This is a genomic window from Arthrobacter sp. V1I7, from assembly GCF_030817015.1.
Taxonomy (GTDB): domain Bacteria; phylum Actinomycetota; class Actinomycetes; order Actinomycetales; family Micrococcaceae; genus Arthrobacter.
Map to the genome: position 1 here is coordinate 678067 of NZ_JAUSYS010000001.1, position 15399 is coordinate 693465.

The following is a 15399-nucleotide window of genomic DNA, read 5'->3' on the forward strand; positions in this document are numbered from 1 at the left end:
GAACAGGTGCTCCCATGCCCGTTGTCCGCCAGACTGCCGCCGAATCGGCGCAGGCCACCGGCCGCCGTCGTCCGTCCTTCCACGCACTGACGGTGAGCGAGGTCCGCCGGCTCACCGAGGACGCCATCGAAGTGACCTTCGCGGTTCCCGCCGAGCTGGCCGGGCAGTTCGATTACCTCCCCGGCCAGTACGTAGCCCTGCGCACCACCCTGACGGACGGAAACGGCGAGCCGCACGAGGTCCGCCGCAGCTACTCCATCTGCGCCGAGCCGCGCAGCTTCGCGGACGGCAGCAGTGAGATCCGCGTCGCCATCAAGAAGGACCTGGGCGGCCTGTTCTCCACCTGGGCCAATGCCGAGCTCAAGGCCGGCGACGTCCTGGACGTGATGAGCCCGATGGGCGCGTTCGTCTCCAAGCACGGCCGCGACGGCAAATCGGTCGAGCAGAACGTGATGAACTCGATGAACCGTCCGCAGGACATGGCAGACCAGCTGGCGGGGGAGCCGGGCTCCTTCGTGGCCATCGCGGCCGGATCCGGCATCACCCCGGTGATCGCCATCGCCCGAACGCTGCTGGCCGCGCACCCGGAAACACGCTTCGATCTGGTCTACGCCAATAAGGCCGCGATGGACGTGATGTTCCTCGAAGAACTCGCGGACCTCAAGGACAAGTACCCGTCGCGGCTCGCCCTGCACCACGTGCTCTCCCGCGAGCAGCGGATCGCGCCGCTGCTCACCGGCCGGATCGACGCCGGGAAGCTGCAGGCGCTGCTGAGTACCGCGATCCACAGCGACGACGTCGACGAGTGGTTCCTGTGCGGGCCGTTCGAGCTGGTCCAGTTGTGCCGCGACACCCTCGCCGCCCGCGGCGTCAAACCGGAACATGTCCGCTTCGAGCTGTTCACCTCGGGCAAGCCGGACCGCCCGGAGGGGAACATCGGCCGGCCCGTGATCGCTGACGAGTCCAAGGAAACGTTCAAGATCACCTTCAAGCTGGACGGGCTGCAGGGCGAGGTTGCCAGCCCCACCCACGCCCGCGAATCCATCCTTAACGCCGCCCTCCGGGTCCGGCCGGATGTCCCCTTCGCCTGTGCCGGCGGGGTCTGCGGAACCTGCCGGGCCAAGGTGGTCACGGGTGCCGTCACGATGGACGAGAACTACGCGCTGGAGCAGGATGAACTGGACAAAGGGTACGTCCTCACCTGCCAGTCCCACCCGACGACGCCGGAAGTCACCGTCGACTTCGACGTCTAGCCCTGTCCCGATATCCCAAGGAGCCCCATGATTTCCCTCTCCATCGCCGACGGCATTGCCGAGATCGTGCTGAGTGCGCCGCACAAACTCAACTCGCTGGACGAGCAGGCGCTGGCGGATCTCGGGCAGGCGTACGACGACGCCGCTGACGCCGCCGCGCGCGGCGGGGTCAGGGCGCTGCTGCTCCGCGGCGAAGGGCGGGCCTTTTGCGCCGGGCGGGATATCGCCGGAGTGACGCCGGAGAGCGACGACGCGCAGGCCTACCTTGGCGGGCTCGTCCAGCCGCTGCTGAAGAAGATGAGTTCCTTCCCGGCGCCGACCTTCGCGGCTGCCCAGGGCGCCTGCCTCGGAGTCGGGCTCGGGCTGCTGCTGGCCACCGATGTCGTCTATGTCGCGGAAAACGCCAAGTTCGGGTCCCCGTTCGCCAAACTCGGCGCCACGCTGGACTCCGGCGGGCACTGGTACTTCACCGAACGCCTCGGCATGCACCGGACCCTGGACCTTATCTATACGGCCGAGCTCATCAGCGGCGCCGAGGCCGTGGCGCGGGGGCTGTTCAGCCGCGCCATGCCCGCGGACGAACTGCTGGGGAACACCCGTGCCATTGTGGCGGGCGTGGCCACCGGTGCCACCGGGGCGTTCACGGCCAGCAAGGAACTCGTGGCACACATCCGGGACCAGCGCCTCGGGCTGTGGGAAGCGATGGAAGAGGAAAATGCGGAGCAGGCGCGGCTGTGCAAGAGTGAAGACTACGCCGAGGGATTCCGTGCTTTCCAGGAGAAGCGTCCGCCGGTTTTCAAGGGCTGAAAACCGGTCTGCCGGGCTGCCGGAGACCAGGTTGTCTCTGTACCTGTCTTTCGCAGAGGCCATTCTCATTTTGAAAATGCGCTTGTAGGGTTCGGGTATGACTTCGGGGAAACGAGTAATCAAGGCTGTCATTCCGGCCGCAGGGCTCGGAACACGCTTCCTTCCCGCTACCAAGGCGATGCCCAAGGAGATGCTGCCGGTGGTGGACCAGCCGGCCATCCAGTATGTGGTGGAGGAAGCAGTCCGCGCCGGGCTGACCGATCTGCTGATGATCACCGGCCGCCAGAAGCGTGCCCTCGAGGACCACTTTGACCGGGAGCCCAGCCTGGAACGCGCCCTGGAGCTCAAGGGCGATCTGGACCGGCTGGACGCGGTCCGGCACGCCTCCAGCCTGGGTCCGCTGCATTACGTCCGGCAGGGCGACCCCAAGGGCCTGGGCCATGCCGTCCTGTGCGCCCGCCAGCACGTGGGCCACGAGCCCTTCGCGGTCCTTTTGGGCGACGACCTGATCGACGAGCGCGACGAGCTGCTGAGCACCATGATGGATGTGCAGGCCAGGACCGGCGGGTCGGTGGTCGCACTGATCGAGGTCGGCCCGGCCGAAATCAGCGCCTACGGCTGCGCCGATGTGTCGGCCATCCCGGGCGAGGACCACGTGAGGGTCAACGGCCTGGTAGAGAAGCCGGACGTCGCGGATGCCCCCTCAAACCTGGCCGTGATCGGCAGGTACGTGCTGCACCCCGCGGTGTTCGATGTCCTGGAAGGCACCGGGCCCGGCCGCGGCGGGGAGATCCAACTGACGGACGCGCTGCAGGCTCTGGCGGTATCGGACGGCGAGGGCGGCGGCGTCTACGGTGTGGTCTTCCAGGGCCGCCGCTACGACACGGGTGACAAGCTGAGTTACCTCAAGGCCGTCATTTCGATCGCCGCGGAGCGGGTGGAGTTCGGCGAAGAGCTGAGGTCGTGGATGAAGGGCTTCCTCAGCTGATCGACCGACTCCACCAAGCGTCGTCAGGCCCTGATGCGGCCGCTGTTTGCCCGGTACCACTCGACGGTGCTCTTGACACCGTCGGTCAAGCTGATTCGCGCCGACCAGCCGGCCGCTGCAAGTTTGGAAACATCCAGCAGCTTCTGCGCAGTGCCGTCGGGTTTGGTTGCATCCCAGGAAATTTGTCCCTCATAACCGACAGCCTCCGCCACGATTGAGGCCAACTCCTTGATCGTGACGTCGGACCCTGTCCCCACATTCACCTGGGCCGGACGGTCGTAGTGCTCCAGCAGATGCAGGCAGGCGGACGCCATGTCGTCCACATGCAGGAATTCGCGCCGCGGGGAGCCCGTTCCCCAGTTGGTGACACTGCTGGCACCTCTCGCGGCGGCCTCGTCGAAGCGGCGGATCAAGGCAGGCAGGACGTGGGAGCCCTTCCGGGAGAAGTTGTCCCCCGGGCCGTACAGGTTCGTCGGCATCGCCGAGATCCAGGGCAGCGCATACTGGCGCCGTATTGCCTGGACATGCATGATGCCGGCAATTTTTGCTATTGCGTAGGCGTCATTGGTGGGCTCAAGGTGCCCGGTCAGCAAAGACTCTTCTCGAATGGGCTGCTCAGCGAACTTGGGGTAGATGCAGGACGACCCGAGAAACAGGAGCCTCTCAACCCCGTACTCGCGTGCCGCGTCCAGGACATTCACCTGGATGCGAAGGTTGTCGCTGAGGAAATCCACCGGGTAGGTGCTGTTGGCCAGGATGCCGCCCACCTTGGCTGCGGCGAGGACCACGTAGCGAGGCCTCGCGGCTGCAAAGAAGGCGAAAACGTCCGCACGATTCTTAAGGTCGAGCTCATCGGAGGCGCGCCCGACCAGGTCCGTGAACCCTTCGTCCTCGAGATTCCGCCAGATAGCCGAGCCGACGAGCCCCCGATGGCCCGCTACATAGAACGTCGATGCACGGTCCAGCGGGGCGGGTTCGAAGGTGACCGCTGCCCCCACTAGATTTTCCAGCTCTCGAGGTCGACGCTGTCGATCCAGCTGTCACCGGCATGCTTCAAGGCCTCGATATCGGCGTCCACCATGATGCGGGCGAGCTCCGGCGTGTGGACGGATGCCTTCCAGCCGAGTTTTTCCTGGGCCTTGGAGGCGTCGCCGATCAAGGCGTCAACTTCGGTCGGCCGGAGGTATCGTTCGTCGAACCGGACGTGGTCCTCCCAGTTCAGGCCCGCGTGGTCGAAGGAGATCTGCAGGAAGTCACGGACCGTGTAGTCGCCGCCGGTCGCGAGCACGAAGTCCTCCGGCTCGTCGGCCTGAAGCATCCGCCACATGCCTTCGACATACTCCGCGGCGTAGCCCCAGTCCCGGACGGCGTCGAGGTTTCCCATGTACAGCAGATCCTGCTTCCCGGCCTGGATAGCGGCGACGGCGCGGGTGATCTTGCGGGTGACGAAGGTTTCGCCGCGGCGGGGGGACTCATGGTTGAAGAGGATCCCGTTTACCGCGAACATGCCGTAGGCCTCGCGGTAATTCCTGGTGATCCAGTAGCTGTAGACCTTGGCCGCACCGTAAGGGGACCGCGGATAAAAGAGAGTCTCCTCGTTCTGGGGAGGAGGAGTGGCGCCGAACATCTCGGAGGAGGACGCCTGATAGAACTTCGTTTCTATGCCCGACATCCGGACGGCCTCGAGGAGGCGGATGGTGCCCACGCCGGTCGTATCGGCCGTGTGCTCGGGCTCATCAAACGAAACGCGAACGTGGGACTGGGCGGCCAGGTTGTAGACCTCGTCGGGTTTGATTTGGGCCAGCAGCGTGACGAGCCGCGCACCGTCACTCAGGTCGCCGTAATGCAGGAAGAGCGTGGCATTGGGATCGTGCGGATCGATGTAGAGGTGATCGACCCTGGCGGTGTTGAAGGTCGATGCCCGGCGGATAAGGCCATGCACCTCATACCACTTGCCCAGGAGCAGTTCTGCAAGATATGAGCCATCCTGGCCCGTAATGCCGGTGATAAGCGCGCGCTTGGTCATTTTGCCCCCCATATCTGCGAAAGAATAAAGTGCGCGGGCTTTAGCCCGGGGATTTCATGGCGGGTGGCTGAGGGTGTGTGTTTAAGCAGGGAAAGGGTGCTCTGAGCTGGGAAAATAGTGGTTGTCGAGACCGTTATTTGCCGAGTGAAGGAGCACCCTTTCGATGCAAAAGTCTACCTGTGTTTTTCCGTCGGTTCCGGTCACTTTCACCGGCCAGTCGCTGGTCTCCCACGCCGGGGTGAAGGTCCTGACCGGTTTCATGGATGCCCTGGGTTTCGGGGCACTGTGCGAGGACCGGTTGGGCCAGTTCGTTCCCGCAGGCGCGACGCACCGGCCCGGCCGGCTGGTCGGTTCTCTGGCGGCGATGCTGGCCGCCGGAGGTGAACACGTGTCCGATCTGGACATCCTGCGGGTCTCACCGGGGGTCTTCGGCCAGCTGCCCTCGAACGCGACGGTGTCCCGGTTTTTCGAACGGACCGTGACGAACCCCGAGCTGTTCGGCTATGGCATCGAAACCCTCACCCGGCAACTGCGCTCCACGGCCTGGGAAGCGGCCGGGAACCGGAACCCGGCGTTGTCGGCGACAGCGGCGGATCCGCTCATCCTGGACCTGGACGCCACCCTCGTGGCCTCACACTCGGAGAAGGAAAACGTCGCCGGCACCTACAAGGGCGGCTACGGCTTCGCCCCCTTCATCGCGTCCTGTGACTACGGTGCCGGTAACGGCACCGGGGAAATCCTCGCCTGCCTGCTGCGGACCGGCAACGCCGGCGCGAACAGCGCCGATGACCACATCCGCGTCTTCGAGACCGCCGTGTCCGGCCTGCCCGAAGGATTCTTCGACGAGACCGGGGCGCTGGCCGGAGAGAACGTCCTGGTCCGCACCGACAGCGCCGGAGCCTCAAGGAAGTTCCTCTGGTACCTGCACAGCCGGAACGCCCAGTTCTCCGTCTCCTACCCCGTCCCCGCGGCCAAAGCCCACATGGTCGATTGGATCAACGACAAGAAGAACTGGCAGCCGGCCCTGGACCAGGCCGGCAACGACCGGACCGATGCCTGGGTCATCAACGCCACCGACATCATCCCGCTCACCGACTACCCGCCGGGAACGAACCTGTTCCTGCGCGCCGAGCCCCTGCACCCCGGCGCGCAACCGACGCTGCTGGACATCGACGGGCACCGGATCACCGCGTTCCTGACCAACTCACCGCGCTGGCACGGCCCGTTCCTTGACGCCAGACACCGCGCCCGGGCCCGGTGCGAAAACCGGATCAAGACCCTGAAAAACACCGGTCTGGGCAAGCTGCCGTTCTTCGACTTCGCCGCGAACCAGGCCTGGGCGTGGATCGCAGCCCTGGCCTCCAACCTCGTCTCCTGGCTCCAGCTCACCGCGCTCCCCGCCGGCGACCACGCCAAGGGATGGGACATCAAACGCTGGCGCTACCGGCTCTTCGCCACTGCAGGCAAGATCATCACCCGCGCCAGAAAGAGCTATCTCCTCCTGCCCGGAACGGCACCCGAACACCAACTGATCCACAGATTACTCGAAGCCACCGCAAGCATCGCGGCGAGCCTCAAGAACCCCACCGCCATCATGCAGACCTGACGCCCGGAACCAGCCCCATCACTGCGAGCAGACAGACAGCCATCACGGGTACGTGGAAACCCGCGCCAACCCCGGCGCATGGGACGGTCGAGGGTGCCCGGAATCCGCCCAGACAACACGCCAGCCGCTCAGCCGCCATCAACACCCCGACCGACGACCGATGCAAAATCCGGGTTAGGCGGCCCGCCGGTATAAAGCTGTGGATAAAATCGCCGAACTTGGCCATTGCCGTGGCTTCGGACAGTGTCAACTGCCGGAATTTCAGCCCGTTTTCCCCGAGTTCCCTCGAGAAACTCTCGTCGGAGCCGAGCGCTTCGGCTGCCGCGACCAATGCGGCTGGATTATCCGCATCGACCCGCACTCCGGCTGCTGCCGAGACGATCTCTTCGGCCGTAACGCTGCCCGGGTCCGTCGCGGCGAGAACCGGCACGCCTGCGTTGAAATAGGAAGTGAGTTTACTCGGCACCGACATTTCCCTTACGCCGCGGAGTTCGTTCACCAGAAGGACGTCGGCGGCGGTAAGTGCTGTTTGGAACTCGGCGTCAGGAAGTGAATCAACGAATGATATGTTGCCTATTCCTGCTGCGGCCAGCTCCAGGGCCGGCCGCTGATTGCCATCCCCCATCAGGACGAACCGCACGGCGCTGTTGCCTGCTTCTGCCAGGCGGGCAGCCGCGACGACATTTTCCAGGCCCTGCTTCTTCCCCATGTTCCCGGCGTGAAGAACGATCGTCTCGTGGTCTTTCCAACCGAGTCTTTCCCGAAGATCCTGCTGCCCGGTTGCCGGAGCCGGCGGGAGATGGGTCCAGTTCCGGATCACGCGGACTTCCCGGCCGGAAATACCCAGGGTGTCGGTGATGTAGGTGCGGAACCGTTCATGAATCGCCACCACACCGTCCGCACTGCCCAGAATCGAAGACTCGAGGCGGATGGCAAGGCGCGCGAACGGCCCTGTTGCCATGCTTGTCTCCACAACGCCCCGGCTGTACAGGTCCTGGACCCAGATAAGGCACGGGGTCCTTTTCCTGGAAAGCCGGGCTCTCATGGCCGCAAGGCCTGTGGAGATGAGGGCAGGGCTGACCAGTACTACGTCGGGCCTGTCCCAGCGGGCGGCCACGACCCGCAACCCGAAAGTCAATTCCAGAAGAATTCTTCGGAAACCGGTAGGCCTTCGTGGAATATAGTGCCGGAGTCTTTTTACTTCGACCCCATCAGGGATTCATTCTTTTGCCAGCCGTCATAACCCGGTTGACGTTGCCACTCGGGATAGTGCGGAAAACCGGTGATGACGCTAACCGAGTGGCCGGCCGCGGCGAGGTTTATAGCCAAATTCGTGGTGTACGGGGCATTACCGGACCGCTCCGGAGCATAATTTAGCCCGATGATGGTGATTCTTGTCATTGAGACCGCCAAATACTGGTTACGAATTACCGCGGATATAGCACCGGCTGCGCCCTGCACGCCGCCAATGCAACTGCATGTTGCTGACGATCTTATGAACGGCGGGACGGACCCGGCACGAGTATCTACTACTAGTTTTGCCGGAAGCTACGCGCGCTGGTTGTCGTCGCGACGGCGGTTCGGAATCTTATTGCGTCCAGGGATAATCCACCGGAATCGGCGGAATTACCGCGCGAATTCGAGGCGACATGGAACGGGGGGGCGGTGTCCTATCGCGTATCGAGGTCTTCAAAGACGAGGAAGGTCTGGGTGTCGAGCACCCCTGGCATTGACTGGAGCTGGTCGAAGATGACGCGGCGCAGGTCGATGTTGTCCACGGCGCGGACCAGCAGGATGACGTCGAAGTCCCCGCCCACGAGGGCGATGTGATGCACTTCGGGGATGGCCCGGAGCAGCTCCCGCAGTTCGCGCCAGGAATGCTGGCGGACCTTGAGGGTCACGTACGCCGATGACTTCAGCCCTGCTTTGATGGGGTCCACGAGCGCCGTGAACTTGGTCAGGACCCCTTCGCCGGTCAGCCGGGCGATCCGGGTGTAGGCGTGCGCACGCGAGATGTGGACGTTTTCCGCCACCTGCGTCACCGACATCCTGCCGTCCCGGGTCAGCTCCGCAACGATGGCCCGGTCCACGTCGTCCAGCGGCACTGCCGCCTGCTCCGCCTCCGCCATTTGTCCACAACTCCCGCCGGTAATCCAGCTCACACTTACGATTTGTCTTCCAGACTAGGCCTTATTCGGAGACTTCTCCATGATTTGCCGCAGAGGTGGATACGAAACATCGGCGGGCAGCATACTGGGGGTGAATAGTGGCTACAGAAGGACGGACCAATGACGATCTCCGCAGACCACACTGCGCAGCACCCGGCCGCTGAGAACCCGGCTCCCGGCGCGACGGCGGCGGCCCAGGCCGAAACGTCGGACAGGACGCCGGAAGACGCCGCCACCGAGGCCGTCCGCAAGCTCGGCATCACGGTCGAGGATTATATGCTCCCGGCCAGGCACCAGATCCAGATGGTGGGTCCGGACGGCACCCTGAACCCCCATACCGAGCAGGGCGCCCAGCCCGGCCACGAGTACAGCCTCCCCGGCGATGACGAACTCATCGCCGCTTACGAGCAGCTCGTCGTCGGACGCCGGGTCAATGACCAGAACTCCGCCCTCGTCCGGCAGGGCCGGATGGCCGTTTACCCCTCCAGCCACGGCCAGGAAGCCTGTCAGGTCGCCGCGGCGCTCTGCCTCTCCGACGGCGACTGGATGTTCCCCACGTACCGCGACTCGGTGGCCGTGATGGCCCGCGGTGTGGACCCCGTCCAGACCATGACGCTGTTCCGGGGCGACTGGCACAGCGGCTACGACCCCGCCAGGCACAAGGTCGGAATCCAGTGCACGCCGCTGACCACACAGTTGCTCCACGGCGTCGGTGTGGCCCACGCCGCCAAGCTGCGCGGCGAGGACACCGTGGTCCTGGCCATGTGTGGCGACGGCGCCACGAGCGAGGGTGACTTCCATGAGGCACTGAACTTCGCCGCCGTATTCCACCTGCCCGTGGTCTTCTTCGTCCAGAACAACCAGTACGCGATCTCGGTGCCGCTGGCGCACCAGTCCGTCGCGCCGTCGCTCGCGCACAAGGCCGTGGGCTACGGCATGGCCGGTGAACGCGTGGACGGCAACGACGTCGTGGCCCTGCTCGCCGTGCTGGGCCGCGCCGTCAAGCTCGCCCGCGAAGGCTCCGGCCCGCTGCTCGTCGAGGCCCACACCTACCGGATGCAGGCCCACACCAACGCCGACGACGCCAGCCGCTACCGCCAGGACAGCGAAGTCGCGCAGTGGGTGGCCAAAGACCCGCTCAGCCGGATGAAGACCTACCTGACGGACCGCGGGCTGCTCGACGACGACCGCTCCGCTTCGATCGCCGAGAACGCCGAAACCGTTGCCACACAGCTCCGCGAAGGCCTGGGCGAGGAGGTCCCGGTGGAGCCCCAGGACCTCTTCAAATACGTCTTCTCCACGCCGACCCCGCAACTGAAGGAACAGTCCGCCCTGCTCGCCGACGAGCTCTCCCGGGAAGAGGCAGCGAAATGAGCCCCACCATCACCACCTCCTCCGAGGCGAACGGCAACGTCAGCGCCGCCACGGCCCGGGCGGCCGCGACGGCCGCAGGCGCGGCTGCGCAACATACAGAACCGACCGGCCCGCAGTCCATCACGCTCGCCAAGGCGCTGAACACTGCCATGGTCGACGCCATGCACGCGGACCCCTCGGTCCTGGTCTTCGGCGAGGACGTCGGCATGCTCGGCGGCGTCTTCCGCATCACGGACGGGCTCACCAGGACCTTCGGCACGAGCCGCTGCTTCGACACCCCGCTGGCGGAATCCGGGATCGTCGGCATGGCGGTCGGCATGGCCATGAACGGCATGCGCCCGGTCATCGAGATGCAGTTCGACGCGTTCGCCTACCCGGCCTTCGAGCAGATCGTCAGCCACGTCGCCAAAATGCACAACCGCACTAAGGGGGCCGTCAAGCTGCCCATGGTCATCCGGGTTCCCTACGCCGGCGGGATCGGCGGAGTGGAGCACCACTGCGATTCCTCCGAGGCCTATTACGCCCACACCGCGGGGTTGAAGGTCTTCACCCCGGCCACCGTGGCGGACGGCTACCGGATGCTCCGCGAAGCCATCGACTCGGACGACCCGGTCATGTTCATGGAGCCCAAGAAGCTCTACTGGTCCAAGGACCAGGTGGATCTGGACGCGCTGCGGGCCGAGCATGCCGCGAACACCGAGCGCGGGACCTCGTCCGAGGGCCGTGCCGCCGTCGCCCGCCCCGGCACGGACGCAACGCTGATTGCCTACGGACCGTCCGTCCCGACGGCGCTCGCCGCAGCCGCTGCGGCCGCCGCGGAAGGGCGCTCGCTGGAAGTGATCGACGTCCGGTCGATCGTGCCGTTCGACGACGAAACAGTCTGCGCCTCGGTCCGCAAGACCGGCCGCGCCGTCGTCATTGCCGAGGCGCATGGCTTCGCGTCCGTGGCCTCCGAGATCGTCGCCCGGGTCCAGGAACGCTGTTTCCACCACCTCGCCGCGCCGATCCGCCGCGTCACCGGCTTCGATGTGCCCTACCCGGCGCCGAAACTCGAGCACTACTACCTGCCCGGCGTGGACCGCATCCTCGACGCCGTTGACGACCTCCAGTGGGAAGACTGACCATGAGCGAAACGAAAGTATTCCTCCTCCCGGACCTCGGCGAAGGACTCACCGAAGCCGAGCTCGTCAACTGGCTCGTGGCCGTGGGCGACGAGATCAGCGTGGACCAGCCCATCGCCGAGGTGGAGACCGCCAAGTCCATGGTGGAGGTGCCCTCCCCGTACGCCGGCACCGTCGCCGTGCTGCACGGCGAGCCGGGCCAGACCCTCGACGTCGGCAAGCCGCTGATCTCGGTGACGCCTATCGGCTCCGCTCAGGGTTCTTCCCGCGGGGCCGCCGCGGATGATGCCGCCCCCGCCCCTTCGCCGGACGGCATCGCTGCAAGCAGCATGCCGTCCGGCTCCGACAGCGGCCCCGGACTTCCAAATGCTCGCAAGCTCGCATCGGGTCCCTCGTCCGGTTCCTTAGATGCCACTCCCGGGGCGGCATCATCCGCGCCGGCTGGGTCTGCGGGTACGTCGCCTTCCGCCGATGCTCAGTCGCCTGCGGCTGTCGGCTCACCTGATGCGGCTTCTTCCTCGCCTTCTACTGTCGCCGCCCAGGCCTACCGCGAGGAGGAGAAGGCCGGGTCCGGGAATGTGTTGATCGGGTACGGGACTCCGGGCGGGAATGGCGTTGCCCGGCGGACCCGGGCTCGCAGGGCTTCCGTGAGCCGGAACCTTCCTGAAGTGTCGGCCGCTGAGAAGGCTGCCGATGAGCTGTTGCTGATGCGGACCCGGGTGCCTGGGAAGCTGGGGGCGGTTATTTCTCCGCTGGTCCGGCGGATGGCGCGCGAGCATGGGATTGATTTGGGGGAACTCCAGGGGTCCGGGGCCAGCGGGCTCATTCTGCGGCGCGATGTCGAAGCCGCGATTAAACCGTCTCCGGTGCTTGGGCGCCCGGCGGTGGAGCGCCCGGCCGTGGAGCCTGCCGCGCCGTCCGCCATCGATTCCCGCACGGGTCTGGGCATCACCGGACGCACGGCCGTCAGGGGAGTGCGGAAGGCCGTTGCGGCCAACATGGCGCGCAGCCGTTCCGAGATCCCGGAAGCCACCGTCTGGGTGGACGTGGATGCCACGGTGCTCGTCGAGTTGCGTGCCGCCCTGAAGAAAGCGGATCCGCAGCACACGCCCGGACTGCTCGCCTTCATCGCCCGCTTCGTCACCGCGGGGCTGAAGAAGTTCCCGGAACTCAACACCCGGATTGTCACCACCGAAGACGTAGCGGGCGGCACGGTGCAGGAGATCGTAGCCTTCGACGGCGTCAACCTTGGCTTTGCGGCCCAGACCGACCGGGGCCTGATGGTGCCGTCGGTGCGCAACGCGGACAAGCTCAGCGCCCGTGAACTGGACGCCGAGATCCGCCGGCTCACCGCTGTCGTCCGCGAGGGCAAGGCGACCCCGGCGGAACTGGGCAGCGGCACTTTCACGCTGAACAACTACGGCGTCTTCGGGGTGGACGGCTCGGCCGCGATCATCAACCACCCCGAGGTGGGAATCCTCGGCGTCGGGCGGATCATCGACAAGCCGTGGGTGCTCAACGGCGAACTCGCGGTCCGAAAGGTCACGGAGCTGACCCTCACCTTCGATCACCGGGTCTGCGACGGTGGCACGGCAGCTGGCTTCCTCCGCTACGTCGCCGACGCGATCGAGAACCCGGGATCGGCGCTCGCGGACATGTGACTACTTGAGTGCCGAAAACCGGCGGGTCAGCCATGACACCGGCACGGGCTCCGGCGACGGGCATGGCTCCGGGACTTGTCAGCCGGCCATGGGTAGAATCGAGGCCTGAACATCGCAACACCAACGGCGCTGAACAGCGTTGGAATATGGAGATTTCATGTCACGATGGCTCGAGGTCGGTCCGGACAACTACGTTCTGACAACCCAAGGATCCCTGCTCAACACAGGCCTGGTGGTCGGCACCGAACGCGCCATGGTGATCGACACCGGCGGCGGCCCCAGGCAGGGACGCGAGATTCTGGCCGCCGTGCGGGAGAAGACCGCGCTTCCCCTCGTCGTCGTCAACACGCACGCGCACTATGACCACTTCTTTGGCAACGCTGTTTTTGCCGACGACGGCGTGTCTGAGTTCTGGGCGCACGAGGCCTGCGCCGCGGAGATCGAAGAGAACGGGGACGGCCAGCGCCGCGCCGTTGCCGCCGAGGAACCGGAGATGGCCGCCGGTGAAGGCAGCGACGTCGAACTCGTGGTTCCGAACGCCATCGTCAAGGACCAGCCGGTCCTGGTGGACCTCGGCGGCCAGGCCGTCACCCTCTTCTACCTGGGCCGCGGTCACACCGACGGCGACCTTCTCGTTGGGACAGCCACGACACTGTATGCCGGTGACCTCGTGGAGCAGGGTTCGCACCCCTCGTTTGAGGACTCATACCCCGAGGAATGGGCGGGCGCCCTCCGGCACGTGTCCGCGCTGCGCCACCGTTACGAATTTCTGGTTCCCGGCCACGGAGCGCCCTGCAGCGACCAGTTCGTCAAGACCATGGCCGACACCATGGGCACCGCCGTGCGGCAGGCGATCCAGGCCACCCGGGAAACCCCCGACGACGCCACCAAGGCAATCCCGATCCTTCCCTATGGCCCGGAGCAGTCACGTTGGTTCATCAAGCGGCTGCAGGAGACGCGGGCGCACCACTGACGCGGTCAATTCCCTTCCCGATGATCAGGGTGCTCGTGACCTCGCCTAGACTTGCCCTTTGAACGACGTCAAACAAGCGCCGCAGCGTGTCCCGCTGTGAGTCCTGGGAGAAATCAACGATGCCCGAACCGGTGGAAGACAATACAGCTGCCACTACTGACAACGCAGGGCAGCCTGAAACCCGCCGCCGACGCGACTTGCGTCGAGCCGACGGTGACGATGCTGCCCGGACAGGAACCATGCCGGTCGTCAATCCCCCCACCAGCCCCGCCGAACCCGCCGTCCCGAAGCGCCGCAGTTCGTGGGCCGAGGCCGCCGAAGCCGCCGACGAACGCAATTGGTCCCCCGACACCGGCGCCGCGCCCGTGGTCCGCCCGGTCCTCGGGGCTCCGTTGCCGCCCGCACCGGAGACAGCACCTGCCGTGCCCGCCCAGCCGGGCCGCTCGACCCGCACCGCCAGCCGGACCGCCGCTTTGGCGACCGCCCCGGTTCCCGACTTCATCAGCTCACCCGGACTCTTCGTCCGCGAGCAGAAGCCAAAGCCAGTCGGCGGCTTCCGCGGTGCCCTGTACCAGATGACCGGCGGCGGGATCAATCTCGGTCCGAGCGCGCGCCAGCGCGAAGAGGACGAACTCGCCCGGCGCATCTCCCGCCAGCTCCAAGGCAGCTACAACACCGCCGTCCTGAGCCTCAAGGGCGGCATCGGCAAGACCTCCACCACCGTCGGCGTCGGCCTGACCCTGGCGGAATTTCGTGGCGACCCGCCCTGCGCAATCGACGCGAACCCGGACTCCGGTGATCTCGTGGAGCGCGCGCTGGGCGAGGGCCTCTACCAGCAGCAGAGCCCGCGAACCATCACGGACCTGCTCCGTAACATCGAGTCGGTCGACTCCCTCACCGCCCTGGCACGGTACATGCACCACGCGGGCAGGCTCCACCTGATCGCCGGAGAACAGGATCCCGAGGTCTCAGACTCACTGACGGCCAAGGAGTACCTGCGGATCCGCAAACTCGTCTCCGGCTACTATTCGGTGGCCCTCACGGACTGCGGCACGGGCGTCACACACAACGCCATGAGCGGTATCCTGCAGTCCGCGGACAACCTCATCATCGCCGCCGGCTATGCCGTCAGCGGCGCCAAGCGGGCGCGCAGCACGCTGCACTGGCTGGCCAGCCACGGCTATGAGCAACTGGCGCGCAACGCCGTCGTCGTCATCACGGACAAGGACGAGGTTTCCTCCCGGGTAGACAAGGACGCGATCGAGGACCACCTGTCCGGAATTTGCCGCCAGCTGATCGCCGTCCCGCACGACCGCGGGGTGGCCGATGGCGACCTGGTCACCCTGGATGTGCTCCGTCCGGAAACGCGTCGCGCCTACCGGGAGATCGCCGCCGCGATCGTCGACGGCTACGTGTAGCCGT

General features: G+C 65.9%; 14 protein-coding genes. 9 read left to right on the forward strand and 5 right to left on the reverse strand.

The features are described 5' to 3' along the window. Positions 1-14 precede the first annotated feature (14 nt). The 3 genes from paaE to galU all read left to right on the forward strand — a co-directional run bounded on the left by paaE (position 15) and on the right by galU (position 3048). Positions 15-1253, forward strand: a complete 1239-nt coding sequence (gene paaE / locus QFZ69_RS03255; RefSeq protein WP_306915591.1) for a 1,2-phenylacetyl-CoA epoxidase subunit PaaE — start codon at positions 15-17, stop codon at positions 1251-1253. A gap of 27 nt (positions 1254-1280) precedes the next feature. Then, complete coding sequence (locus QFZ69_RS03260) at positions 1281-2060, forward strand: enoyl-CoA hydratase/isomerase family protein (protein ID WP_306915592.1); 780 nt, start codon at positions 1281-1283, stop codon at positions 2058-2060. Between the two features lie 97 nt (positions 2061-2157). Next, a complete protein-coding gene (gene galU, locus QFZ69_RS03265) occupies positions 2158-3048 on the forward strand; it encodes a UTP--glucose-1-phosphate uridylyltransferase GalU (RefSeq protein WP_306915593.1) in 891 nt (296 codons plus the stop codon). Positions 3049-3071: 23 nt separating this feature from the next. Here galU and QFZ69_RS03270 read toward each other — a convergent pair whose 3' ends face one another. Both QFZ69_RS03270 and gmd read right to left on the reverse strand, forming a co-directional pair. Next, positions 3072-4046, reverse strand: coding sequence for a GDP-L-fucose synthase (locus QFZ69_RS03270; protein ID WP_306915594.1), 975 nt, complete (start codon positions 4044-4046; stop codon positions 3072-3074). Then, positions 4046-5074, reverse strand: a complete 1029-nt coding sequence (gmd, locus tag QFZ69_RS03275; protein ID WP_306915595.1) for a GDP-mannose 4,6-dehydratase — start codon at positions 5072-5074, stop codon at positions 4046-4048. The genes QFZ69_RS03270 and gmd overlap by 1 nt, the downstream gene beginning before the upstream one ends. A gap of 163 nt (positions 5075-5237) precedes the next feature. Between gmd and QFZ69_RS03280 the strand changes: the two genes are divergently transcribed. Beyond that, a complete protein-coding gene (locus tag QFZ69_RS03280; RefSeq protein WP_306914167.1) occupies positions 5238-6680 on the forward strand; it encodes an IS1380 family transposase in 1443 nt (480 codons plus the stop codon). On the opposite strand, the gene QFZ69_RS03285 is transcribed toward QFZ69_RS03280, so the two are convergent. The 3 genes from QFZ69_RS03285 to QFZ69_RS03295 all read right to left on the reverse strand — a co-directional run bounded on the left by QFZ69_RS03285 (position 6667) and on the right by QFZ69_RS03295 (position 8809). Beyond that, positions 6667-7899, reverse strand: a complete 1233-nt coding sequence (locus tag QFZ69_RS03285) for a glycosyltransferase family 4 protein (RefSeq protein WP_306919582.1) — start codon at positions 7897-7899, stop codon at positions 6667-6669. The genes QFZ69_RS03280 and QFZ69_RS03285 overlap by 14 nt on opposite strands. Continuing rightward, positions 7878-8081 carry a hypothetical protein gene (locus QFZ69_RS03290; protein ID WP_306915596.1) on the reverse strand — a complete coding sequence of 68 codons (204 nt, stop codon included), beginning with the start codon at positions 8079-8081 and terminating at the stop codon, positions 7878-7880. The genes QFZ69_RS03285 and QFZ69_RS03290 overlap by 22 nt, the downstream gene beginning before the upstream one ends. Positions 8082-8350: 269 nt before the next feature. Then, entirely contained in the window at positions 8351-8809 is a 459-nt protein-coding gene (locus tag QFZ69_RS03295) for an Lrp/AsnC family transcriptional regulator (RefSeq protein WP_306919583.1), read from the reverse strand. A gap of 159 nt (positions 8810-8968) precedes the next feature. Between QFZ69_RS03295 and QFZ69_RS03300 the strand changes: the two genes are divergently transcribed. The 5 genes from QFZ69_RS03300 (at position 8969) to QFZ69_RS03320 (ending at position 15395) form a co-directional block, all read left to right on the forward strand. Continuing rightward, positions 8969-10222, forward strand: a complete 1254-nt coding sequence (locus QFZ69_RS03300) for a thiamine pyrophosphate-dependent dehydrogenase E1 component subunit alpha (protein ID WP_306915597.1) — start codon at positions 8969-8971, stop codon at positions 10220-10222. Beyond that, complete coding sequence (locus tag QFZ69_RS03305; RefSeq protein WP_306915598.1) at positions 10219-11343, forward strand: alpha-ketoacid dehydrogenase subunit beta; 1125 nt, start codon at positions 10219-10221, stop codon at positions 11341-11343. Before QFZ69_RS03300 ends, QFZ69_RS03305 begins: the two co-directional genes overlap by 4 nt. A 2-nt stretch (positions 11344-11345) precedes the next feature. Next, the gene (locus QFZ69_RS03310; RefSeq protein ID WP_306915599.1) at positions 11346-13004 is read left to right on the forward strand and encodes a dihydrolipoamide acetyltransferase family protein; all 1659 of its coding nucleotides are present in this window, start codon (positions 11346-11348) and stop codon (positions 13002-13004) included. Between the two features lie 157 nt (positions 13005-13161). Beyond that, complete coding sequence (locus QFZ69_RS03315; RefSeq protein WP_306915600.1) at positions 13162-13977, forward strand: MBL fold metallo-hydrolase; 816 nt, start codon at positions 13162-13164, stop codon at positions 13975-13977. Positions 13978-14096: 119 nt separating this feature from the next. Next, complete coding sequence (locus QFZ69_RS03320) at positions 14097-15395, forward strand: MinD/ParA family protein (RefSeq protein ID WP_306915601.1); 1299 nt, start codon at positions 14097-14099, stop codon at positions 15393-15395. The last annotated feature ends 4 nt before the right edge of the window (positions 15396-15399 follow it).

Bases quoted from the DNA above. Each gene is read 5' to 3' on its own strand.
- paaE (WP_306915591.1), top strand. From the start codon at position 15: ATGCCCGTTGTCCGCCAGACTGCCGCCGAATCGGCGCAGGCCACCGGC.
- QFZ69_RS03260 (WP_306915592.1), top strand. From the start codon at position 1,281: ATGATTTCCCTCTCCATCGCCGACGGCATTGCCGAGATCGTGCTGAGT.
- galU (WP_306915593.1), top strand. From the start codon at position 2,158: ATGACTTCGGGGAAACGAGTAATCAAGGCTGTCATTCCGGCCGCAGGG.
- gmd (WP_306915595.1), bottom strand. From the start codon at position 5,074: ATGACCAAGCGCGCGCTTATCACCGGCATTACGGGCCAGGATGGCTCA.
- QFZ69_RS03280 (WP_306914167.1), top strand. From the start codon at position 5,238: ATGCAAAAGTCTACCTGTGTTTTTCCGTCGGTTCCGGTCACTTTCACC.
- QFZ69_RS03290 (WP_306915596.1), bottom strand. From the start codon at position 8,081: ATGACAAGAATCACCATCATCGGGCTAAATTATGCTCCGGAGCGGTCC.
- QFZ69_RS03295 (WP_306919583.1), bottom strand. From the start codon at position 8,809: ATGGCGGAGGCGGAGCAGGCGGCAGTGCCGCTGGACGACGTGGACCGG.
- QFZ69_RS03300 (WP_306915597.1), top strand. From the start codon at position 8,969: ATGACGATCTCCGCAGACCACACTGCGCAGCACCCGGCCGCTGAGAAC.
- QFZ69_RS03305 (WP_306915598.1), top strand. From the start codon at position 10,219: ATGAGCCCCACCATCACCACCTCCTCCGAGGCGAACGGCAACGTCAGC.
- QFZ69_RS03310 (WP_306915599.1), top strand. From the start codon at position 11,346: ATGAGCGAAACGAAAGTATTCCTCCTCCCGGACCTCGGCGAAGGACTC.
- QFZ69_RS03315 (WP_306915600.1), top strand. From the start codon at position 13,162: ATGTCACGATGGCTCGAGGTCGGTCCGGACAACTACGTTCTGACAACC.
- QFZ69_RS03320 (WP_306915601.1), top strand. From the start codon at position 14,097: ATGCCCGAACCGGTGGAAGACAATACAGCTGCCACTACTGACAACGCA.